Origin of the sequence: Nocardioides sp. NPDC087217, assembly GCF_044744805.1 — a bacterium.
Classification (GTDB): domain Bacteria; phylum Actinomycetota; class Actinomycetes; order Propionibacteriales; family Nocardioidaceae; genus Nocardioides.
Genome location: NZ_JBIUZB010000007.1, coordinates 78,194 through 96,405, shown reverse-complemented (window position 1 = coordinate 96,405; position 18,212 = coordinate 78,194). Strand labels below are relative to the sequence as shown.

The following is an 18,212-nucleotide window of genomic DNA, read 5'->3' as shown; positions in this document are numbered from 1 at the left end:
TTCTGAGGTGAGCGGTCCTGGGACAGGTGATTTCGCATATGCGAAACCACCTGTCCCCAACCGTGCGGCAGTCAGGAATGAGCCGTGAGCCAGTCGATCACGTCGGCGGTGATCGCGTCGCGGTTGGTCTCGTTGAAGATCTCGTGGCGCGCCCCGGGGTAGAGCGTCACCGTCACATCCTTCAATCCGGCCTCGCGATAACGCTCCCCCAGCAGCTCGACCAGGGCGCCACCTCCGGCAAGCGGGTCGGCGTCGCCGGAGACGACGAGAATCGGCAGATCGGAGCGGATCCCACCGATGGCTGCCGGGTCGGCCAGACGCTCGGCGCCGGCGAACAGCTGAGGCACGGCGGTGTCGGGCAGATCGAACCCGGACAACGGGTCTGCGACGTACGCATCGACCTCGGCCTCATCGCGCGAGAGCCACTCATAGCCGGTCCGGTGCTCGAACCCGGCGTTGAACGCCTCCAGCCCGACCGGCCCCTCGGCGCTCGAGAGCGCACCAGCGAGTACGTCGAGGGCGGTCGAGCCCGACAGCACCACGCCGTCGTACAGGTCGGACCGGTCCACGATCACCGTCTGCGCCGCGAAGGACCCCATCGAGTGCGCGACCAGGAACACCGGGATCCCGGGGAACTCCTCGCGCAGCGAGGCACCCATGGCCGCGACGTCGGCCACCAGCGCCTCGAAGTTGAAGTGACCGAGCTGGTCGGCCGACGCGACGGACCCGCCGTGACCGCGGTGGTCGACCGCCCGCACGACGTACCCAGCCGCGACGAGAGCCCGAGCGAGCCGGTCGTAACGCTGCCCGTGCTCGGCGATGCCGTGGGCGATCTGGACAACGCCCCGCGGCGCGGACAGCTCCTCCCCCCATGTCCTGATCGCGAGCGCGGTGCCGTCGGTCGGCGAGACGAACGTGGCTGTGGTGGGCATGGGGCCTCCTGGTGACGGGGTGCCCATGCTGCCATTCCTACAGCGATCCCGGCAGGTCATCTGGCTCCAGGCGCTGGGCATGGCATTGCTTGCCTCGTGCGAGCGACGTTTCACAGATCCAGTCCTCGACATCCGCGCCCAGCTGCTCGCGTGGGTACGCCGAGAACCGGTCCCGCGTCATCGACGCGATCCGCCCGTGCGCCCGAAGGCGGGAACGTACGTGGGCTGGGCCGTCCCGCAGCTGCTGAGTTCTGGGGCGTTTCGAGGCATCGCCACACGCAGGAAGATCTGGCGATGCATGATGACACCTCCTCGTCGACAACTGAGCTGAGATCGCATGGATGTCTCGATCACAACAGCGGAGATCATGGAGCGACTGCCGGATCCAACGGACTGGCGGCGAGACCCGCTTGTCCGGCACCTGAGTAGCACCAGCGGCGACCTGCCGCCGCTGGGCTTCTTGGTCAACGAGGCACTCTCGAGCGAGAAGGGGTCATGCCGGGCCGCGGGCCTCTTCACCCTCCGAATTCGGTACGCCGCCGACGGCATGGCCACGTACGTCACCGCGCTCCGAGACCGCTCCGGCGAGGTGAGTCTCCTGGCGGCCACTGCCATCGCGCAGCTTGGCGACAGCAACCAAGAGAAGGAGTTCTTCGATTGGGCCCGACGCCGGATATCCCGGAAGTCAAGACTCAACAACTGGGATACGCACGAGCTAGTCGCGCTCGTCCAGTACAGCCATCGAATCAACGCGTTCGGTCAGCTTGCCCGACTCCTACGCCAGTATCACCGGAACCTTGCCCCCGAGGAGCACGCCGTTCTCAACAGACACGCCCCGACTCTCCTCGACCCCGACCTCGACCTCGACCCTGTAAGCATCTCTGACGCGGACATCGGGGTGGACGCCATTGTCGATTGGGCGCACACGGCAACCGGCACCCTGTTCGGCGACCGCGACCTCGGGCCCGACGAGGTCGCTCTCGTAGAGAAGGACATCCGGGAGCTGCTCCAGCTGCGGTGAGGCCGTCAAGCTCCGGCGATCAGCCACTCCGGCAGATCTCCGAGCTCCACACGCCGGGCGTGGCGCTCTTCGCCCCACGCGAACGACGTCTCGCACAGCCAGTCCTCGACACGCGAGCCCAGATCCTGAAGCGCAGCGACCAGCTCGGACGGATCATGGAGATCCGCCGTGCGCCCCAACCTCCACTCAGCTGCCTCGTTCGTCGGCTGATAGGTGGCGTGCACCCACACGTACTCGTGCCCATCGTCGGGAAACGTCCAATGCGGCTCCCCCGGCTCCCGCAGTGAGCTGTCGTGCTCCGTACCGGTCACGACCGCAATGGTGACCTCGGGGATCTCATGCTCTGTCAGCGCGCTGTGAACGAGCGGCCGAATGACATGGTCCCGAAGTCTGGTCACGAAGGAGGTCCGACTCATGCTGCGCCTTCGATCGAGCCTAAGCACCAGACCCGCGCCGGGCCCAAGGGCCACCCACGCGATCCCGGGTCGCACTCTCCCCCGGTTCGAGATCGAGGACGCCGGCAATGGTGGGGTCGTCGTCCACGAGGTGGAAGAGATGACCAACCCGTCCGTTGTCGACGGTGCCGTCCGACGTACCGATGACCTGCCACATGCCGTCGTCAGCGTCGTGTGAGACATAGAGGGCTGGCTCATCACCTGTCATGACTGCAGCCGTCGTGATGCTGTTCGTGCGCAGAACCCAGTGCCGCAACCACGCCGCCCGGCTGTCCCGAGCCATCACGGAATCCACCACCCACCAGACGAACGGAAGATCCTGGTGTGCGCGAGCCTGAGCGGCCGTGAGATCTCGCCCGCCTTGAGGGACAGCCTCGAATGGCTCGTCGATCAGTGCGTACGCCATATCGCCGTCGTTCTCGAAGACCGCCGCATGAAACGTGCCGCCACCCTCGTTGCCGGCGCCGATGCCGATGGAGATGCGGCCGCTGTCGGAGTGCGAGGACCAACCGAACGCGTACGACGCCAGCTCACCATGCGGTCCGACAAACTCCCCGAACACACGGCGGTCCGTGCCTTGGTCGGTCGCGGACTCGACCAAGCGACCCTCTTCCACCTTCATCTCCACGGCGTCAGAGTAGCGGCCGCCGCGTCGGTCGGACGCTCGGTCTCCGATCCCCAACGCAGGGGACATGTGGCACTTGTACGGCACGACCAAGCGCGGCATCGATGTGCTGAATGCGTGACCTTCTTAGAGGAGCCTGCGCCGAGCGCCGGCCAGGAGCTGCTGTACACCGCGGACCTCGCCGAGGACGGCTACGTCTGGGACCTCACCCGGGTGTGGGCACATCAGCCGGACGTGAAGGAACAGCTCGTGAGACTGTTCGACGCCACGGCCGATGCGGCCGGGTTGACACCGCGCGACAAGGCCGTGATCGTGATCGCGCAAGCACGGGCAGTAGGTGACTCCTACTGTGCCGTCGCCTGGAGCAAACGCCTCGCCGACTGGGCCGACCCACAGACCGCCATCGCCGCCCTTGTCGCCGACGACGAACCGTTCAGCGAACGCGAACGGGCCCTGGCCGCTTGGGCCCGCACCGTCGCCCGCTCCCCCGGCAGCAGCACGCCGCAGGATGTGCAACGGCTCCGGGACGCCGGGTTCAAGGAGCCACAGATCGCGGCGCTCACGGTGTACGCCGGGCTCCGCACAGCCTTCTCCAGCATCAACAGCGCCCTCGGTGCTCGCCCAGACATCGCCCTCGCTCAGGCGCTGGACCCGGCCGTCCGCTCAGCCATTACGTGGGGTCGCGCCCCCGAGTGACGGGGACGGCAACGCAGCCCTTATCGCCCAGATAGTCACGGCATCCGCTCAAGACACGTCGTCGCCACAAAGTTGTCGCAGCACATCGGACTGATACAGGCATCCATGGCTTGGAAGACCCGGTGACGTGGATCGCCCCGCAACTTGGCTGACGGGGCACAGGCAGTCTCCGCAGCCCCGACTCGGGCTTCGAGGTGGCCTGCTTCGCTGTCTGTCAGTGGCCGTCGTTGGCGCACCAGTCGCGGAGGTACGGCGACGGGTCGCGCTCGACTCCGAGCCAGCTAGTCGAAGACGTGTGACCCAGCTGGACGACGCGGACGCCGGGGCCGTCGTACTTTTGACTGATTCGCCGAAGACCCTTCGTTGAGGTGAAAGACGTGCTGGTCGGCCTGTGCTTGCTGAACGCGTCACGACCCAGAACGAAGTCGGCAGTGGCTTTGCCGACGCACATGACGATTTCGATATCAAGGCTCTTGATTACGTGCTCGTGGAACGGCCAGCACTCCTCCTTCCACTGCTGCTTCAGTTCTGCGGGGTGCTGATCGGCGCGCGAGCTGCGAGCGAAGAACAGGTTCGACGCCGGAACCTGATTTGGGTCATAGCCGAGGTTTCCGAGGACGTGCCGAACGCTCGCCTGCATGGATGTACCCCAGCGGGGCTCGTTGACCGGATTGCCCTCAGTCACGTACGCCGAGTACCGGTCGTGCTGAAGAATCGTCTCTGTGTCATCCATGACGGTGCCTGGGTCGTTTGCGTCGCCGCCTGGGTTGTAGCCGATCAGATAAATGCGCGAGGGCTTGGCCCACGCTGCGCGTCCTGAGTAGAACGCGCGGCCGCTGCGTTCGCGCTGCGACTCCGGGATCAGGTCGATCAGCTCAGAAAGCAATTGGTCAGACAAGGTAACTCCATCGACTAGTTTGTTCGAGCCAATCTCGGCTCAGACGACCTACGACGCGGCTTGCGTCGTCGGCCATCAGTTCCTACCGGACGAGTCAGTAAGCCGAGGGTCCGCGAACCAAGCTGATACGTCGGCGTCGAGTCATTGTGCGCGAAGTCCTCGTCCTCCGCGCACAAGTTCCAGGTTCGATTCCTCGGTCCGGTCACCGAAGACACGCGTTCAGTCCGGATAATGGCGGGATGACACTCACCGCGACCGTGTGCATGGCGGTGCGCGACGTACCGCCCAGATAGACGCGTGTTTGACCCGCCGAAGTAGGCGACACGTGAGCTGGTCTTAAAGGACCACGGCGAAGGAAACGTGAACGACGCGCTCGAGGCTTCATTCCGCTTGGTCGACGTGGCCCATCAGGGAGGGAAGCGACGGTCGACGAGGTGCCGGTCCCAGTGATGGATGTTTTCGCCGAGTGTGACGTCGCGCCTCGCGGAATGGGCCTCCTGAGCTGCCGACAGTCTGCGAAGGTCTCGAACTCGCCGTGGCATCGAGCGCCGACCGCCCGAGGTCAACGTCGCCGCATGCCCAGCTACGGGTCAAGTCTCGGCGTGGCTGGAGCGTCGATGTGGAGCCTTCGCGCACGTTGCCGGAAAGCGTCGGCGCCGCCTTCGAGGACCTCACAGACGGCTTGACGGATCTGTGGATTCTCAAGGCCGCCTGCTTCATAGGAAAGCCTGGGCAACTTGCCCTCCTCCAGCCCTTCGCAGGACGCCACAATGACTTGATCCACGTCGGTGTTCACCACGAGGTTCGCGTTGTGCGTCACCATGATGATCTGTCGTCGTTCGCTCGCTGACTGGAACAATTCGACCAACTCGCTGTAAACCGACTTGGGATCGAGGTTCTCCTCGGGCTGGTCGATGATCAGCGGATCCGTCTCGCCTTGGTCGATCGCGAGATAGAGGAGCAGCAAAACGATCCCGCGGGAGCCCGGCGACAGGCGCTCAACATTCAACCCGTCGTACTCCAAACTGTACACGACGCTAATGTGGTTCACGCTGTACAGCCAATGCGCGATGCCTCGCTCCCATTCGCGGTAGGCGGCCTCCTTGGACCGCGCTGCCGGCGCGTGCTCTCGCAACGATGCGCTGTACTTAGCCGAGAACTCTTGGATCGCCCGAGCAGCCGCGTCGCCATCGCTCGTTTCCCAGAATGTTAGGAGTTCTTGCTCAGCGATCGGCTTCAGGCCCCCGCTTCCACGAAAGGGTCCAGCGGTCCTCAAGTCGATAAGTGCCTCGCCGCGGGTCACCCAAGCGTCAAGGTCGACCTTCCGCTTCACAGAGAGCTTGAGTTTCGCGACGGTTTCGCCGAATCCCTGAAGTATCTGCTCCAACGGTGCGTAGAGCAGTCGCAGCTCCTGCTCCTCATTCAGTAAGTGGTCGAAGTATGCGGCGTAGTGGCTGGAGCGTTGCTCTGTGAGTTGGTCAATTCGCGATGCTGCACCCTGCGCGTGCGCGATCTCCTCGTCAAGTCTGACCAGCGCGCCTCGCGAGGACGTCAACTGCGCCTGTAAGGCCGTGAGCTGTCTCGTTCGCTGCCGATCGAGCCCGACAAGGTTCTGTAGCCGCGTTTGTTCGGCAGTGAGCTCCGCGACCGTCAATTGGGCGAAATCTGGTGGCTGGACATCTTGGATTTGTGTCGCCCGCGAGGAGTCGGGTGGAGTACCAGCAACGGATGACAGTTGCGTCGTCGTCGTTGCGATGGCTTCGCCCAGGATTGTGTCCACGTCGACGCTGAAGATGGGCTCGAACGAGGACCACTGGTCTGACGTAAGTCCGGCGTGCTGGTGGGTGTTCTGCAGCCTTTGCACAAGCGCCGGAAAGTTGACGGTGCGTGTGGTTGTCACTGCGGCCAAGAGGCCCCTGAGATCGGTGAGGCGCCGATCAGTGGCCTGAAGCTCGCGCTGTCGCGTCGCGAGGGCCGAGCTGATCAGTCCGTGCCGTTCGCTGCTGGCAGCGTCAGCTCGTCCGGTCAGTTCGCGGACTTGACTCTCAAGTGAGCTGATGCTCGTCGACAGAGTTGCACGCCTGCGCTGCTTACCGGCCAGATCGGTCTGCACAACTCGTTGCTCCGTGATCGCTGCGCTGAGTCGAGTAATCTCGCTCAGTTCGTCGGTCTGTGCCGCGCGGGCCGAGGCGAGCCGAATGTCGAGCAGTTCCCGGAAGGATGTGGCACCTTGTCGCTGCTCGACCGGCCAAGTCTCGAAGATTACTCTCTCGATCTCGTGCAACAGCTCTGGACGCACGCCGTCGGACGAGCAAAGCCGTTCAACGAATTGCTGACTCAGGTAACGGATGCGGCGCTGCGGTTCGGCAGGATCGGGCAACTGTCCGAGGGAGTGCGAAGTGGATTCTTCATCGTGCCATCCAGTCGTTGACATCGAGCCGTCCAGCAGTCTGCCGGCCCTGCAGACGAACGCCGCGTCGTTCTCGAATGGGTCATGTGAGCCAGCCCCGACAGCGATGATGTCCGCCAGGGCCGTCTTACCGGAGCCTCGCGGGCCGATTATCGCGACCAGACCCGTGTTCACCGGAACAGTCCCGTCGATGAACCAGTCTTGGTCGTTGACCGATACCGAGTCGATGCGACCGTGTTGGCCGACCCCCGGGGTTGTCGACCCGACCCATGTTCGGCGTTCGGGAGATAGGCAAGCCTGCCGAAGTGTCTCGAAGGCGGGGTCGCCCTTCAGCCAGGTAAAGCGGTCGAGGTCGGGAACGCCGAGCTTGTCAGGTTGATGCGCGTCGCTACCGTGAAGGCAGGCCTTGAGGCAGCCGTAGTCCGCCTCGATCTCCTCAACCGACCGAGGCTTCCTTCCGGCCCAAAACTCGCGGTCGTTTGGGTTGCCGCTGAATATGCCGTGTGCGAACCGTTCGAGTCCCTGCCGGTAAGCGGCAAAACCGCCGTCGTCTGAGCGCAGGCCCGACGTGCCGTCTTGACCGGCTGCCACGAAGACGAGGCACCGCTCCCTGAGCCGAAAATCCCGTTGAAACAGCCCACGAAGTTGGTCGAAAGCGACCTTGAACTGGTTCGCGCCCTCTTTGCGCGCGGCCGTCTCAACCACATCACTACCGAGGTATGCACGTCCGAGGGAGATCAGCCCGGAGTCACTCGCATTATAGTCCCTATCTTGGAACGAGAAGTTTAGCCGCCCCAAGAGATCGTCGAGGACATCGACGTCGTCTGCAGCTGCGAGGACATGGATGTTGACGCCGTTTCCCCGGGCGGTTGCATCGTTCAGGCGCATCTCAACGTTCGGGAACAAGTAGGTGAGGTTTGCGCCCGCCCCCGCCGCGTACGCGTCGGTTGCTCGGCGAAACGACGCCGTCGAGAAGTAGTCGGTCACGCCTACGACTTCGATCGCTGGATTACACGCGGCGAGCGCGTCGAGTGCCTCGGCCGTTGTGGTCCGCCCGAAGTTGTCATTGAGCAGCGTTCCCGGCAGGTGGACGTGAGGTTCCCATCTGCGCCAAACGGAACCTTGTGCAAGCAGACGTGGCACGGTGTCAACCCCCAACACGACGGAGCCCGCATCTCGGGCAACCAAACGCGCGTCATTCAATCATTGCAAGATGAGGTCGACACGACATTGTGGAAAAACCACCCAGTTCGATCCGGCCCGGCGGCTGAGTCGCGGTCGGCGAGGCGATCCCGTGTGCGGGCCGTTGCGCAATAAGTCGGCAGGGTCCGCGCGAACAGGCAAAGACGGGCTTCGTGACATCGACGACCTCCGTAGCGGAGCAGTTCATCCGGTATCAGCGATCGCATGTGCCGACCGTGGCCGACCCCGTCACCGCAGGAGCGAATCGGGCCATCACCTCGACCATCTGAACCAGCAGCTCACCCAACTGAAATGCGTCACTTCGCCGCCTATGACAGAGGTGGTGTGGAAGGATCCCAACCCATGATTCGGGCGGTGGTGTTCGATGTCGGCGAGTGCCTGGTTGACGAGACCCGCGAGTACGGGACTTGGGCGGACTGGCTGGGGGTGCCGCGGCACACGTTCTCGGCGGTGTTCGGGGCGGTGATCGCTCGCGGGATGGACTACCGCGAGGCGTTCCAGGTGTTCCAGCCGGGGTTCGATCTGACCGAGGAACGGCGGAAGCGGGAAGAGGCCGGGCAGGCGGAGCGGTTTGGGGAGGATGACGTCTACCCCGACGTACGTCCTGCTTTGAAGGCGCTGCGCGAGGACGGGTTGTGGTTGGGGTTGGCCGGGAACCAGACGCTGAGCGCGGGGCGGATCCTTCGGGAGCTGGACTTTCCGGTGGACATGGTCGCGACCTCCGACGACTGGGGTGTGAGCAAGCCGGATCTGGGGTTCTTCGAGCACGTCATCGAGGCCGTTCCGTACGCGGAGGAGGAGATCCTCTACGTCGGTGATCGGCTCGACAACGACATCCGGCCGGCCGCTGAGTCTGGGCTGGCGACAGCGCTGATCCGACGAGGGCCGTGGGGCATGATCCAGGAACACGATCCGGCGGCAGACGAGATCGCGACGCTCCGGATCTCCTCACTCGCCGAGCTTCCTAAGTGGATCGCAGCCCTCAACGAAAGTGGACCGGACGGCCGCTAAGTTGATCCCCATGGCCGAGCGCAGCGCGACCCAGTGGATCATCCATGACGAGAAGATCGTTGACGACAAGCTGAAGATGGTGCTCAGTCGAGCGAGCGTGGAGCTTCCGGATGGGACACTGTTCGATCAGTGGGTGATGCGGATTCCCGCGGCAGTCCTGGTGCTGATGGTCGATGACTCCGAGCGCGTGCTGATGATGTGGCGGCATCGGTTCATCCAGGACAAATGGGTGTGGGAACTGCCGGGTGGTTACCTCGATGATGGCGAAGAGTTGCACGTCGCTGCTCTGCGTGAGGCCGAGGAAGAGACCGGCTGGAGGCCACGCACGATCGAGAAGTTCCTGGAGTTCCAGCCGTTGGTCGGCACCGTGGACCAGCCGAACATCATCTACCTCGCGCGAGGGGCCACGGACACCGGTGCAGCTCCCGACGTCAACGAGACCGACACGGTCCGCTGGATCCCCCTGGACGAGATCGAGGGCTTGATCGCCGAAGGCAAGATCATCGGGGCGGGCTCGGTCGCGCCGTTGTACAAGCTGCTGCTGGCTCGCGCCGAGGGCAGGCTTCGGGTTCAGGAGGCCTGAGCAGGCGACAGGAGAGACATGAACTCCTGCACTGCTGGCAGTCCCGCGTGAGGTGCGAGCCTGCTGGCCAGGTCGCGCAGGTAGTCACGCGACCGCTCTGACTTCAGCTCGACCGCTGCCTTCGCGGCGTCGACGGCGATCTCGGCGGCTTGCTCAACCTCGCCCCCTTGATGGTGAGCGCGGGCCACGAGCGCCAGGTTGAACTGGTGGCCCCTGGCGTATGAGCCGTCCATGTCCAAGGAACGTTGCGCGAACGGTAGCGCCAGGTCCCCGCGGCCGAGCGCTGTGAAGCACTGACCGAACTTCGCCGCCAGGTACGACTGGTCGAAGTAGCCCAGCCACTGGGGAGTGGCGGTGTTCTCGGCCTTGTCGAAGGCACGCTCGGCGCGATCAAGAGCGACGGCGCTGGCCGCCTCGTCACCGAGTGCGGCATGTCCCTGTGCTTCCAGCACTGCGGCCTCTGCTGCGAGGGCTCCGATTCCCGAGTCGGTGGCAGCGCGTTCGGCAGCACGGGCAAGATCGACCGCCTCCATCCCTTGGCGGAGGTAGGCCGCCTGATGGCTCATGGCAGCGAGGATCTCCGCACCAAGCGGACGATCGTCTGCGGCGGCCGCCATCCGAAGCGCCTGGGTGAGATAGCGCTGTGCCGTCGCGTGCCGGCCGATGTCGTAGGAGGTCCACGCCGCCAGCTGTGTTACTTGGGCTGCGACCGAGAGGAGGCGACTGCCCACCGCGCGGTCATAGCGTCCTTGGAGCAAGGCAGCGATGTCGGTGCTGAGGAAGCGTACGACGGCATCACGGACCTGGCCGCCACCGAACCTGTTATCCACCTCGCGGAAGGCGCGCAGCATCTGGTACACGAGCTCGACATCCGGTGTGCCGACGACTCGTGCGCCTGTGCCGACGGCGTCCGCGGTTGGCGGCGCGGTGAGCCATCTGAAGGCTGGGATCGTGTACGCCGAGGCACTGAAGCCTGCGCCTAGGAGGAAGTCACGACGGTTCACGTCTTGCTGCCACATTGTCATCGCCTCTCCCAAGCTCAAGGACCAGTCGGGGTGGAAGTCGAGGCTGTTCGCGGCGTGCCCGACCAAGGCAGGCGCCGTAGCCGACGCCGCGGGTCGAGAGAAGAGAGCCTGCTCGGCGCGGGACAGGTGTGCGAGGTCCAACGCGTCGACCAGGTCCGCAGGAACACAGCCGTGACCGAAGGCGACCGCGAGACCGGCGAGCGCCTCAGGTGTGGGCTTGGTGCCGCCATAGGGCCAGTTCTCCCATTCGGAGATTCGGCTCTCGGTGACCGCGAGGCCGGGGTTGGCGACGCGGAACTCCTGGGCAAGACGCCATTGCGGCCAGTCCAGCGCGTAGCGCCACGCGAGGCGCGGCCGCAGCCCAAACCGGTCTGCCATCCCAGCGGCCACCGCTGGCACTGAGAGTCCGGCGGCGAGCAACTCGTCACGTACCTGATCCCGTGACGCCTTCGCACTTCGCGCAGCCATGTCCACCTCCCGAGCGCTGGCCGGCCAACACTTCGTCCATTGCACCTGGATGGAGGCTACCCGGGACCAGCTCCCGCGGACGGCCCCGGAAGTCACGGAGAGCAGATCTTCCATCGCCCGGAAGTTTCTGCGGAAGGTTCCGCAGAGAGCAGGGTCTTTTGGCCCGGCCCGAGTCAAGACTCGACTCATCCGGGCGGACCGATGGCCCTCGAAGCCACCTTCCGCCCGGACTCCAGCCAAGCCGAAGCGACAGAGAGACTCGGATGTCATCGCTCAGCAGGGTCCGCCCAGGCAGACCACGACTCATCCCGGACATCGGCGTGGGCACACCGCGCGAGCAAGTCTTGGAGGCAGCCGCACGCTTGTTCACGAGCAAGGGCTTCGCCGCGACCTCGACACGTGAGATCGCCGAGGCGGTCGGAATCCGCCAGGCATCGCTCTACTACCACTTCGCGGGCAAGGACGAGATCCTCGCAGCGCTGCTGGCCACGACCGTGAGGCCGACGCAGATGGTGGTCGAGGAGATCGTCGGACTGGTCCCACCAGAGCGTGTCGAGACCGCCCTCTGCCTACTCGCGCTGGTCGACATCGACACGCTCGCGCGGGTGCCGAACAACGTCGGCGTTCTGTACCGACTGCCTGACGTCGTGTCCGCGACCAACCTCGACTACGCCAGCTTCCGCCAGGCCCATGGCGAACTCGTCGAGGCGTACGCCGATCTCGGATCCCGCGTTGCCGCCCAACACGGAGTGACCACCTCTCCCCCAGCACTCGGTTCGATGCTGATCCAGCAGGTGGAGGGCGTGATCACGCAGCGGGCCGAGGGAAACGAAGTCGATAGCGACCATGCCAAAGAGATCGCAGCGGGCTCCCTACACCTGTGCGGCTGCACCCAGGCGGAGGCCGACGAGGCGATTGACCGTGCAGCGGCGCTCCGGTCCGACCTCGTTGCGCTATCGGCGTGGGGCAGTCAGCAGAGCCAGCGTGTGGTCTAGGTCGTCGAGGAGCGCAGGAGGCTTGCAGCATTGGGTTCCTACAGGCCCGTCGACGAGGCCGTAGGCAGTGGCAAAGCGGTGCGGGGACCGTCTCCCCGGAGCAGAACCCACGAAGGGTACGCGCATGACCGCACTCCCCGAGTTCATGTTCCGCACGTCCACCGCGTGCTCGTACGACAACAACGACCCTCGGTGCGTGGAGGTCGCGACCAACCGTCCCGGCACGGTGGCGGTCCGCAACTCCACGACCGGCAAGACCGTCGAGTTCACGACGGATGAGTGGACAGACTTCCTGACCGGTGCCTAGGTCGGCGAGTTCGACGTCAAGCCGTAGGGGGTTCCGCTATGGACCAGTGCCCGCAGTGCAGCGGCAGCGTTGAGGTAGACCCGGAGCACTCTGGAGTGCTGCGTTGTATGTCCTACTGGCGGTCCTGGTTCTCGCCCGAGGCGCGTCCCTGCCACGGTCACCGACCGATCCTCAACGCGGCCTTGCGCAGCCTGGCAGGCGCCAGAGACCTACGCCGCAATTGACTCAGTCTTCGCTGGCTCCCTCCGCCGGGTCCATGGAATGTGCCCGGATCTCGGTTTCGGCGAATTCAAGATCGCCCTCGGCGGGCGCTTCGCTGTGGACGCGGCTTTCGGAAACCTCGTCTTCCACCCGTTCGTCACCGTGGATGCCTGAGATCGCTGACATGTGAATCGCCTCGATTCTGGCTGGGATCTGTTGTGCCCCTGAGTCCAGCGTAGGTCGGCGGCGCTCAACATCGCGATCAGTGAGGCTGCGCCGTGGCCATCCGCGTGACCGGACTCCTGCCATGTGATCGAAGATTTGTGATCCGGCCGGTGTTTGCGCAGGTCACATCGCTCAACCACAGAGACGAGGCCAGCGTGAAGTCGTCAATAGGTGACCTTGGAACCGCTCCCCAGCTCAGTCTGCAGTTGGCGAGCGAGCCGCTCGCCGTCGGACTGGACTTCTTCGACCATGGCTTCGACCTCGCGCCAGTCGCCTTCATCTTTGGCAGACTCTCTGCTGATCGGCAATGTGCGATCCCGCCATTTCGCCAGTTCCGTGCGCATCGAGGTCGAGATCGGAAGCTCATCCTCGTTGACGTACCACCCTGCGTTCGTCCGCAACACTGATCCGCCCTCGTCGTCTACGCCCCAGCCGACCTCGAGACTGTACGGCGAGGCACACGTCACCATCGACTGAATGGTGTTGCGGTCGAGAAGTGCCTCGAAGTCTGACAAGGAGAGTTCAAAGACGCGGGGAAGCCGAACGCCGCCCCGGTCCTGTCCGCTAACGCCCCGCCTGATGATCCGGGGAAGGCTCTCCAGGTAACCCTCGTAAGCCTGAGCAGACAGACGCATCACGAAAGCGTCGCCCTGAGATCCGACCTCAGTAACCCGCGCTGGTCCCTCGACGTCAGACCACGGCACCGTCATAGGCGTCCGCCACCGACGAATCGTCAATCCGTCCCTAGCGATTCGCAAGGCTGGGCCGCGCCCGAAGAAGGTCTCCGCGTAGCGGATCCAGGTGAACACCCCACACGCGAAGCCGAAAAGTGCAACACCCAACCCGGCATCCTCACCGTCGCGGATCATCAGGGTTCCAGCCACGCACGTCAACAACGGAAACGCGACCCACAGGAGAGACCCGGCGACCACCTTGGCCCACCTGAACCGAACTGCGATCTGCCCGTCACGATCAAGCCGTTCCCGAAACTCCGCAACCCGCTTCGCGCCCATGAAAGCCTTCGTCCCAATCTCCTCGGTCTGGCAATGGAGGTGGATCCTGCCAGATGCGACTCCGCTCCGCCCCAGCAATCTGCTCGCTTCTCACACCCGCGTCACATCGTCGCTTGCGGACGACGCCCTGATCACGCAAGCGTGATCAGGGCGGCTGTTGCCAGCACACGTACCTCGTGCCAGGCCTGGTGCTCAGCAAATACCTGACGCGTCCACGGTGAAGCGTTGCGCTCGCCGCTCATCGGACTGGCGGTCACGAGTTGTCAACCGCGGAGACGCGCGACCATGGCCGGGAGCCGACTGTCAAACATCTCGACGGTGATGGCCTGACCGTCGCGCTCGAGCGCGTTGAGCACATCGGCGGCGTCGAAGATCTCCCCCGGTGCCCCGGCACCAGAGCGACGGCGGCGGCCGTCGAGGAGCCGGACGGCGCCCTCGACCACGATCGGTGCGGTGACGGCGTAGATGTCGCGGCCGGTCGCGGTGATGCGCTTGACGTCGGCCCCCTGACGTACGCGGACGTCCACGGCGAACCGCTGTGCCGAGCGTCCTGACTCGTCGCTCGCGGCCGGCTCGGGTGTCGCCTCGTCGCGGAGCTCGGCGAGCGGAGCGCTGTTGAGGTAGGAGCGGAGCGTACCGACGTCGAGGTGGTTGTTGATGGTGATCACCTCGGAGAACGGCAGCTCCACCACTGACTGCTCGCCCAGCGGCTCCGGGTAGGACCAAGCGCCGGTCGGCGCGGGGCTGGGCAACGGGACCAGGGAGCCCTCGCGGATGACCAGACGAGTCGCGGTGTTGCGGGCTCCGGTGATCCGGGTGCCGGGGGTCGGCCACCAGCGGTCCAGACCGATGGCGACCTCGACCTTGTCGGCCGACGAGCCGCCGAGGACGGTGGTCACGAGCAGGTCGGCGAGGCCACCGTAGAACGCCATCGCCGGGACCACGGAGACGTCCATGTCTCGGGCTGGGGCGTCCAGCTCGCGATAGAGCGACTGTACGACCGGCTGCTCGGCGGTGACGTCGAGATAGTGGGCACCGGACTCGACCGCGGCCCGGGCCAGTGGGAGCGCGGTGTCGAGGAAGGGCCCGGCGCAGTTGATGACCGCGGCAACGCCCGCGATCGCTTGCCGCAGTCGCTCGGGGTCGTCGAGGCCGACGACTCGGCTCTCCAGGGAGGCATGGCGAGGCTCGACGTCGGCGAGACGCTCCGCGCTGCGGCCGGCGAGCACCGGGGTCAGCCCGCGGCGTACCAGCTCATCGACAACGAAACGCCCGGTGTGACCGGTGGCGCCATAGACCAGGACTCGCTCATCTGTGTTCATGGCTCCATCCTCGGGCCGCGAAACCAGCCGAACGAGTGTCTGAAACGACGTACTACGTACACTTTGCGACATGCCTCGGCTCGCCCTCGTCCTGCACGGCTCCTCGATGCTCTACGAGGTCGCGATCGCCTCCGAGATCTTCGGCGGCGACCACTCCGACCTCGCTCCCGGCGGTGAGTGGTACGACCTCGTCGTCTGCACTCCCGACGGCGCACCGCATCCCTGGCTGGCCGGCCTGCCGACGGCCTCCTACGACGCGATCGCCGAGGTCGACACCGTCGTCGTCCCGTCCTCGGTCGATCTCGACGACAACCCCGACCTCGCGCTCCTCGAGGCGCTCCGCGGCGCCCATGAGCGCGGCGCGCGGATCGCGTCCCTGTGCACCGGTTCGTTCGTGCTGGCCGCAGCCGGGCTGCTCGACGGCCGGGTCGCGACGACGCATTGGCTGCACGCCGACGAGCTCGCCCGGCGTTATCCGCAGGTCGACGTCCGCCCGGACGTGCTCTACGTCGACGAGGGCGACGTGCTCACCTCGGCCGGCAAGACCGCTGCGCTCGACCTCTGCGTCCACCTCGTACGCAGCGACCTCGGCGCCGCCGCGGCCAACGGGATCGCCCGCAACCTGGTCGTCCCTGCCCACCGCACCGGCGGACAGGCGCAGTTCATCACCCCACCCGCGCAGCCCCGTGTTCCCGACGGCCTCGCGCCCACGCTGGAGTGGGCGCGCGCCCGACTCGACCAGCCCCTGACGGTCCGCGAGCTGGCTGACCACGCCGGCCTCAGCACCCGCCAACTCGCCCGACGGATGCAGGCCGAGCTGCAGACCGGGCCTCTGGACTGGCTGCACCACCAGCGCATCTCGCGTGCCCAGGAGCTCCTCGAGCGTACCGACGCCTCGATCGATCAGATCGCGGGCAGCTGCGGGATGGGCACGGCGGCCACGCTGCGCCGTCACTTCCACCGCACCCTCGGCGTGACTCCCACGACCTACCGGACGACCTTCCGGCTCGCCGACTGATCAGTGGCCCCGGCCGAGTGCCATCCGCCCGAGGCTGCGGTCCAGGTCGTCGAGGGCCTCGGGCCAGGTGGCCTCGCTGTGGGGCTCGCTGTGGGCGAAGCTGCCGGCGAGCTCGAGGGTGATGTAGCCATGGATGAGGCTGGACATCAGCCGGACGGCGTACGTCTCGTTGGCCTCGGTCACTCCGTAGCTGCGGACGACGGCGAGGGCGAGGTCGGCGTTGCGGCGGCCGGCGGTGATCGCCTCATCCACGGAGTCGAGCCGGGACTCCCCCGCAGGAACGGGCGGGACCCGCTGGCGAGTGGTGGCGTCGTAGCGGCCGGGTGAGCGGCGGGCGAAGTCACGGATGGCGTTGGCGTAAGCGACGAGGAGCTCGCGGCCCTCCCCCGCGGTCATCGCCTGGGTCGTGGCGTCGGCGAGCTCGTCGAGGACGTACGCGGTGACGGCCGTGCGGAGGTCGGTGCCGCTGGAGATGTGGGAGTAGAGGGTCGGCGACCTGACGCCGAGGCGCCGAGCCAGGACCGAGACCGTGACGGCGTCGAAGCCCAGCTCGTCGGCCAGGTCGGCGGCGGCCGCGATCACGTCGCTCCGGTTCAGTCCAGGTCGACCCATCGGATTCCTCCCGATAACGAGTTGCCTACGAGTTGTAGGAAACCTAGCATCGTTGGCATGAAGCCGCTGACCGAGACCGACGTACGCTCCTGCTTCGTCAACCTCACCAAGGGTGCGACCAAGCGCCTCAACCTCCCCGCTGACCTGGCCGAACGGCCGTGGGAGGACCTCGACTACCTCGGCTGGCAGGACCCCAAGGCGCCACAGAACCACTACCTCGTCACCGAGCACGACGGGCGGCTCTGCGGCGTCGCCCTGCGGGCATCCCGCGAGTCGCGCGGGCCGCGCAAGACCATGTGCGCGCTGTGCACCACGGTCGGTGACGTCGCGCTGCTGGTCGCCTCCCGCGCCGGTCGTGCGGGGCAGGACGGCAACTCCGTCGGCACCTACATCTGCGCCGACCTCGACTGCTCCCTCAAGGCCCGCGGCAAGCGCAAGCTCGACAGTCCGGTCATCCACGAGACCCTCAGCGTCGAGCAGAAGATCGACCGGCTGCTCGGCAACCTCGACTCGTTCGTCGCGCGAGTGCTTCGGCCTGCGTGACGGATGACGTTGCCCGCGAGGCCTCTGCGGGACCAGGTCAGCCCTCGGTCAGCCCGGGCTGACGGTCGCGGCGGATCGGGTCGGCGTCTTGCCCGTGCAGCCAGGTTGACGTGACCCTGGTCAGGAGGGGCATGACCCACCAGGTCATCAGCGGGATCACGGTTGCGGTGAGGATCAGGGACCTCACGAAGACAGGCAGGTGTGCGATGTGGGGGCCGGCGATCGCGAGGATTGCCGTGATCAGCGGGTAGATGCCCAGCCAGGTGAGCATGGCGACCTTGTACCTGGGCGGAGGGCGGATGGGAACGATGTGCGGAGGCACGAGCCAGGCGTCCTGGGCACCGAGTCGCGCGACGGTCGCTTGGTCCGAGAGCACCTCGAGACGCTCGAGCCAGGCGCGTCGCGTGTCGGACCGAACCCACTCGTCGAGCGCGTCCTGGCTGGCGAAGTGCAGGCGCGCGTCGTACTCGGCGGGGCCGGTGCCGACGGCGAGCACGCTGCCCCCGACCCAGCCAGGCATCGCTGCCGCCGCGGCGAGGACCTCGGCGAACTCTGTCTCGAACTCACGTTCCCTGCCGGGATGCACCGTACGACGGATCGTGAGCGTCGCTGGGCCTTCGGCATTCTGATGAGTGGTCATCGACCTTCC

General features: G+C 65.8%; 19 protein-coding genes. 8 read left to right on the top strand and 11 right to left on the bottom strand.

Annotation, left to right across the window (positions count from 1 at the left end):
• Positions 1-71: 71 nt before the first annotated feature.
• Positions 72-932: an alpha/beta fold hydrolase gene (locus ACIO3S_RS25280; protein ID WP_400468618.1), complete on the bottom strand. Its 861-nt coding sequence runs from the start codon at positions 930-932 to the stop codon at positions 72-74.
• A 337-nt stretch (positions 933-1,269) separates the two neighbouring features.
• On the opposite strand from ACIO3S_RS25280, the gene ACIO3S_RS25275 reads away from it, so the two are divergent.
• Positions 1,270-1,953 carry a hypothetical protein gene (locus ACIO3S_RS25275; RefSeq protein WP_400468616.1) on the top strand — a complete coding sequence of 228 codons (684 nt, stop codon included), beginning with the start codon at positions 1,270-1,272 and terminating at the stop codon, positions 1,951-1,953.
• A 5-nt stretch (positions 1,954-1,958) separates the two neighbouring features.
• Here ACIO3S_RS25275 and ACIO3S_RS25270 read toward each other — a convergent pair whose 3' ends face one another.
• Both ACIO3S_RS25270 and ACIO3S_RS25265 read right to left on the bottom strand, forming a co-directional pair.
• A complete protein-coding gene (locus ACIO3S_RS25270) occupies positions 1,959-2,369 on the bottom strand; it encodes a hypothetical protein (RefSeq protein ID WP_400468614.1) in 411 nt (136 codons plus the stop codon).
• 19 nt (positions 2,370-2,388) lie between these two features.
• Complete coding sequence (locus ACIO3S_RS25265; protein ID WP_400468863.1) at positions 2,389-3,030, bottom strand: hypothetical protein; 642 nt, start codon at positions 3,028-3,030, stop codon at positions 2,389-2,391.
• Between the two features lie 120 nt (positions 3,031-3,150).
• Between ACIO3S_RS25265 and ACIO3S_RS25260 the strand changes: the two genes are divergently transcribed.
• Positions 3,151-3,729: a carboxymuconolactone decarboxylase family protein gene (locus ACIO3S_RS25260; protein WP_400468612.1), complete on the top strand. Its 579-nt coding sequence runs from the start codon at positions 3,151-3,153 to the stop codon at positions 3,727-3,729.
• A gap of 214 nt (positions 3,730-3,943) precedes the next feature.
• On the opposite strand, the gene ACIO3S_RS25255 is transcribed toward ACIO3S_RS25260, so the two are convergent.
• Together ACIO3S_RS25255 and ACIO3S_RS25250 are read right to left on the bottom strand one after the other, a co-directional pair.
• Entirely contained in the window at positions 3,944-4,627 is a 684-nt protein-coding gene (locus ACIO3S_RS25255) for a hypothetical protein (protein ID WP_400468610.1), read from the bottom strand.
• Between the two features lie 583 nt (positions 4,628-5,210).
• Positions 5,211-8,180 carry a TrlF family AAA-like ATPase gene (locus tag ACIO3S_RS25250; protein WP_400468608.1) on the bottom strand — a complete coding sequence of 990 codons (2,970 nt, stop codon included), beginning with the start codon at positions 8,178-8,180 and terminating at the stop codon, positions 5,211-5,213.
• A gap of 402 nt (positions 8,181-8,582) precedes the next feature.
• Between ACIO3S_RS25250 and ACIO3S_RS25245 the strand changes: the two genes are divergently transcribed.
• Both ACIO3S_RS25245 and ACIO3S_RS25240 read left to right on the top strand, forming a co-directional pair.
• A complete protein-coding gene (locus ACIO3S_RS25245; RefSeq protein WP_400468606.1) occupies positions 8,583-9,251 on the top strand; it encodes an HAD family hydrolase in 669 nt (222 codons plus the stop codon).
• The gene (locus ACIO3S_RS25240; RefSeq protein ID WP_400468604.1) at positions 9,232-9,834 is read left to right on the top strand and encodes an NUDIX hydrolase; all 603 of its coding nucleotides are present in this window, start codon (positions 9,232-9,234) and stop codon (positions 9,832-9,834) included. Before ACIO3S_RS25245 ends, ACIO3S_RS25240 begins: the two co-directional genes overlap by 20 nt.
• Here the strand turns inward: ACIO3S_RS25240 and ACIO3S_RS25235 are convergent.
• Positions 9,822-11,237, bottom strand: a complete 1,416-nt coding sequence (locus ACIO3S_RS25235) for a hypothetical protein (protein WP_400468602.1) — start codon at positions 11,235-11,237, stop codon at positions 9,822-9,824. The genes ACIO3S_RS25240 and ACIO3S_RS25235 overlap by 13 nt on opposite strands.
• Positions 11,238-11,647: 410 nt before the next feature.
• Here ACIO3S_RS25235 and ACIO3S_RS25230 point away from each other — a divergent pair, with 410 nt between their 5' ends.
• Both ACIO3S_RS25230 and ACIO3S_RS25225 read left to right on the top strand, forming a co-directional pair.
• Positions 11,648-12,322, top strand: coding sequence for a TetR/AcrR family transcriptional regulator (locus tag ACIO3S_RS25230; RefSeq protein WP_400468601.1), 675 nt, complete (start codon positions 11,648-11,650; stop codon positions 12,320-12,322).
• 124 nt (positions 12,323-12,446) lie between these two features.
• Complete coding sequence (locus tag ACIO3S_RS25225; RefSeq protein WP_400468600.1) at positions 12,447-12,629, top strand: DUF397 domain-containing protein; 183 nt, start codon at positions 12,447-12,449, stop codon at positions 12,627-12,629.
• A 225-nt stretch (positions 12,630-12,854) separates the two neighbouring features.
• On the opposite strand, the gene ACIO3S_RS25220 is transcribed toward ACIO3S_RS25225, so the two are convergent.
• The 3 genes from ACIO3S_RS25220 to ACIO3S_RS25210 all read right to left on the bottom strand — a co-directional run bounded on the left by ACIO3S_RS25220 (position 12,855) and on the right by ACIO3S_RS25210 (position 15,390).
• A complete protein-coding gene (locus ACIO3S_RS25220) occupies positions 12,855-13,016 on the bottom strand; it encodes a hypothetical protein (RefSeq protein WP_400468598.1) in 162 nt (53 codons plus the stop codon).
• Positions 13,017-13,219: 203 nt separating this feature from the next.
• A complete protein-coding gene (locus ACIO3S_RS25215) occupies positions 13,220-14,068 on the bottom strand; it encodes a hypothetical protein (protein WP_400468596.1) in 849 nt (282 codons plus the stop codon).
• Positions 14,069-14,331: 263 nt separating this feature from the next.
• A complete protein-coding gene (locus ACIO3S_RS25210; protein WP_400468594.1) occupies positions 14,332-15,390 on the bottom strand; it encodes a saccharopine dehydrogenase family protein in 1,059 nt (352 codons plus the stop codon).
• A gap of 70 nt (positions 15,391-15,460) precedes the next feature.
• Here ACIO3S_RS25210 and ACIO3S_RS25205 point away from each other — a divergent pair, with 70 nt between their 5' ends.
• The gene (locus tag ACIO3S_RS25205) at positions 15,461-16,408 is read left to right on the top strand and encodes a GlxA family transcriptional regulator (protein ID WP_400468592.1); all 948 of its coding nucleotides are present in this window, start codon (positions 15,461-15,463) and stop codon (positions 16,406-16,408) included.
• Here ACIO3S_RS25205 and ACIO3S_RS25200 read toward each other — a convergent pair whose 3' ends face one another.
• On the bottom strand, positions 16,409-17,020 hold the full coding sequence (locus tag ACIO3S_RS25200; protein ID WP_400468590.1) for a WHG domain-containing protein: 612 nt from the start codon (positions 17,018-17,020) through the stop codon (positions 16,409-16,411).
• A 57-nt stretch (positions 17,021-17,077) separates the two neighbouring features.
• Between ACIO3S_RS25200 and ACIO3S_RS25195 the strand changes: the two genes are divergently transcribed.
• On the top strand, positions 17,078-17,563 hold the full coding sequence (locus tag ACIO3S_RS25195; protein WP_400468589.1) for an FBP domain-containing protein: 486 nt from the start codon (positions 17,078-17,080) through the stop codon (positions 17,561-17,563).
• Between the two features lie 37 nt (positions 17,564-17,600).
• Here the strand turns inward: ACIO3S_RS25195 and ACIO3S_RS25190 are convergent, their stop codons facing one another.
• Positions 17,601-18,203, bottom strand: coding sequence for an antibiotic biosynthesis monooxygenase (locus ACIO3S_RS25190; RefSeq protein ID WP_400468587.1), 603 nt, complete (start codon positions 18,201-18,203; stop codon positions 17,601-17,603).
• Between the last annotated feature and the right edge of the window lie 9 nt (positions 18,204-18,212).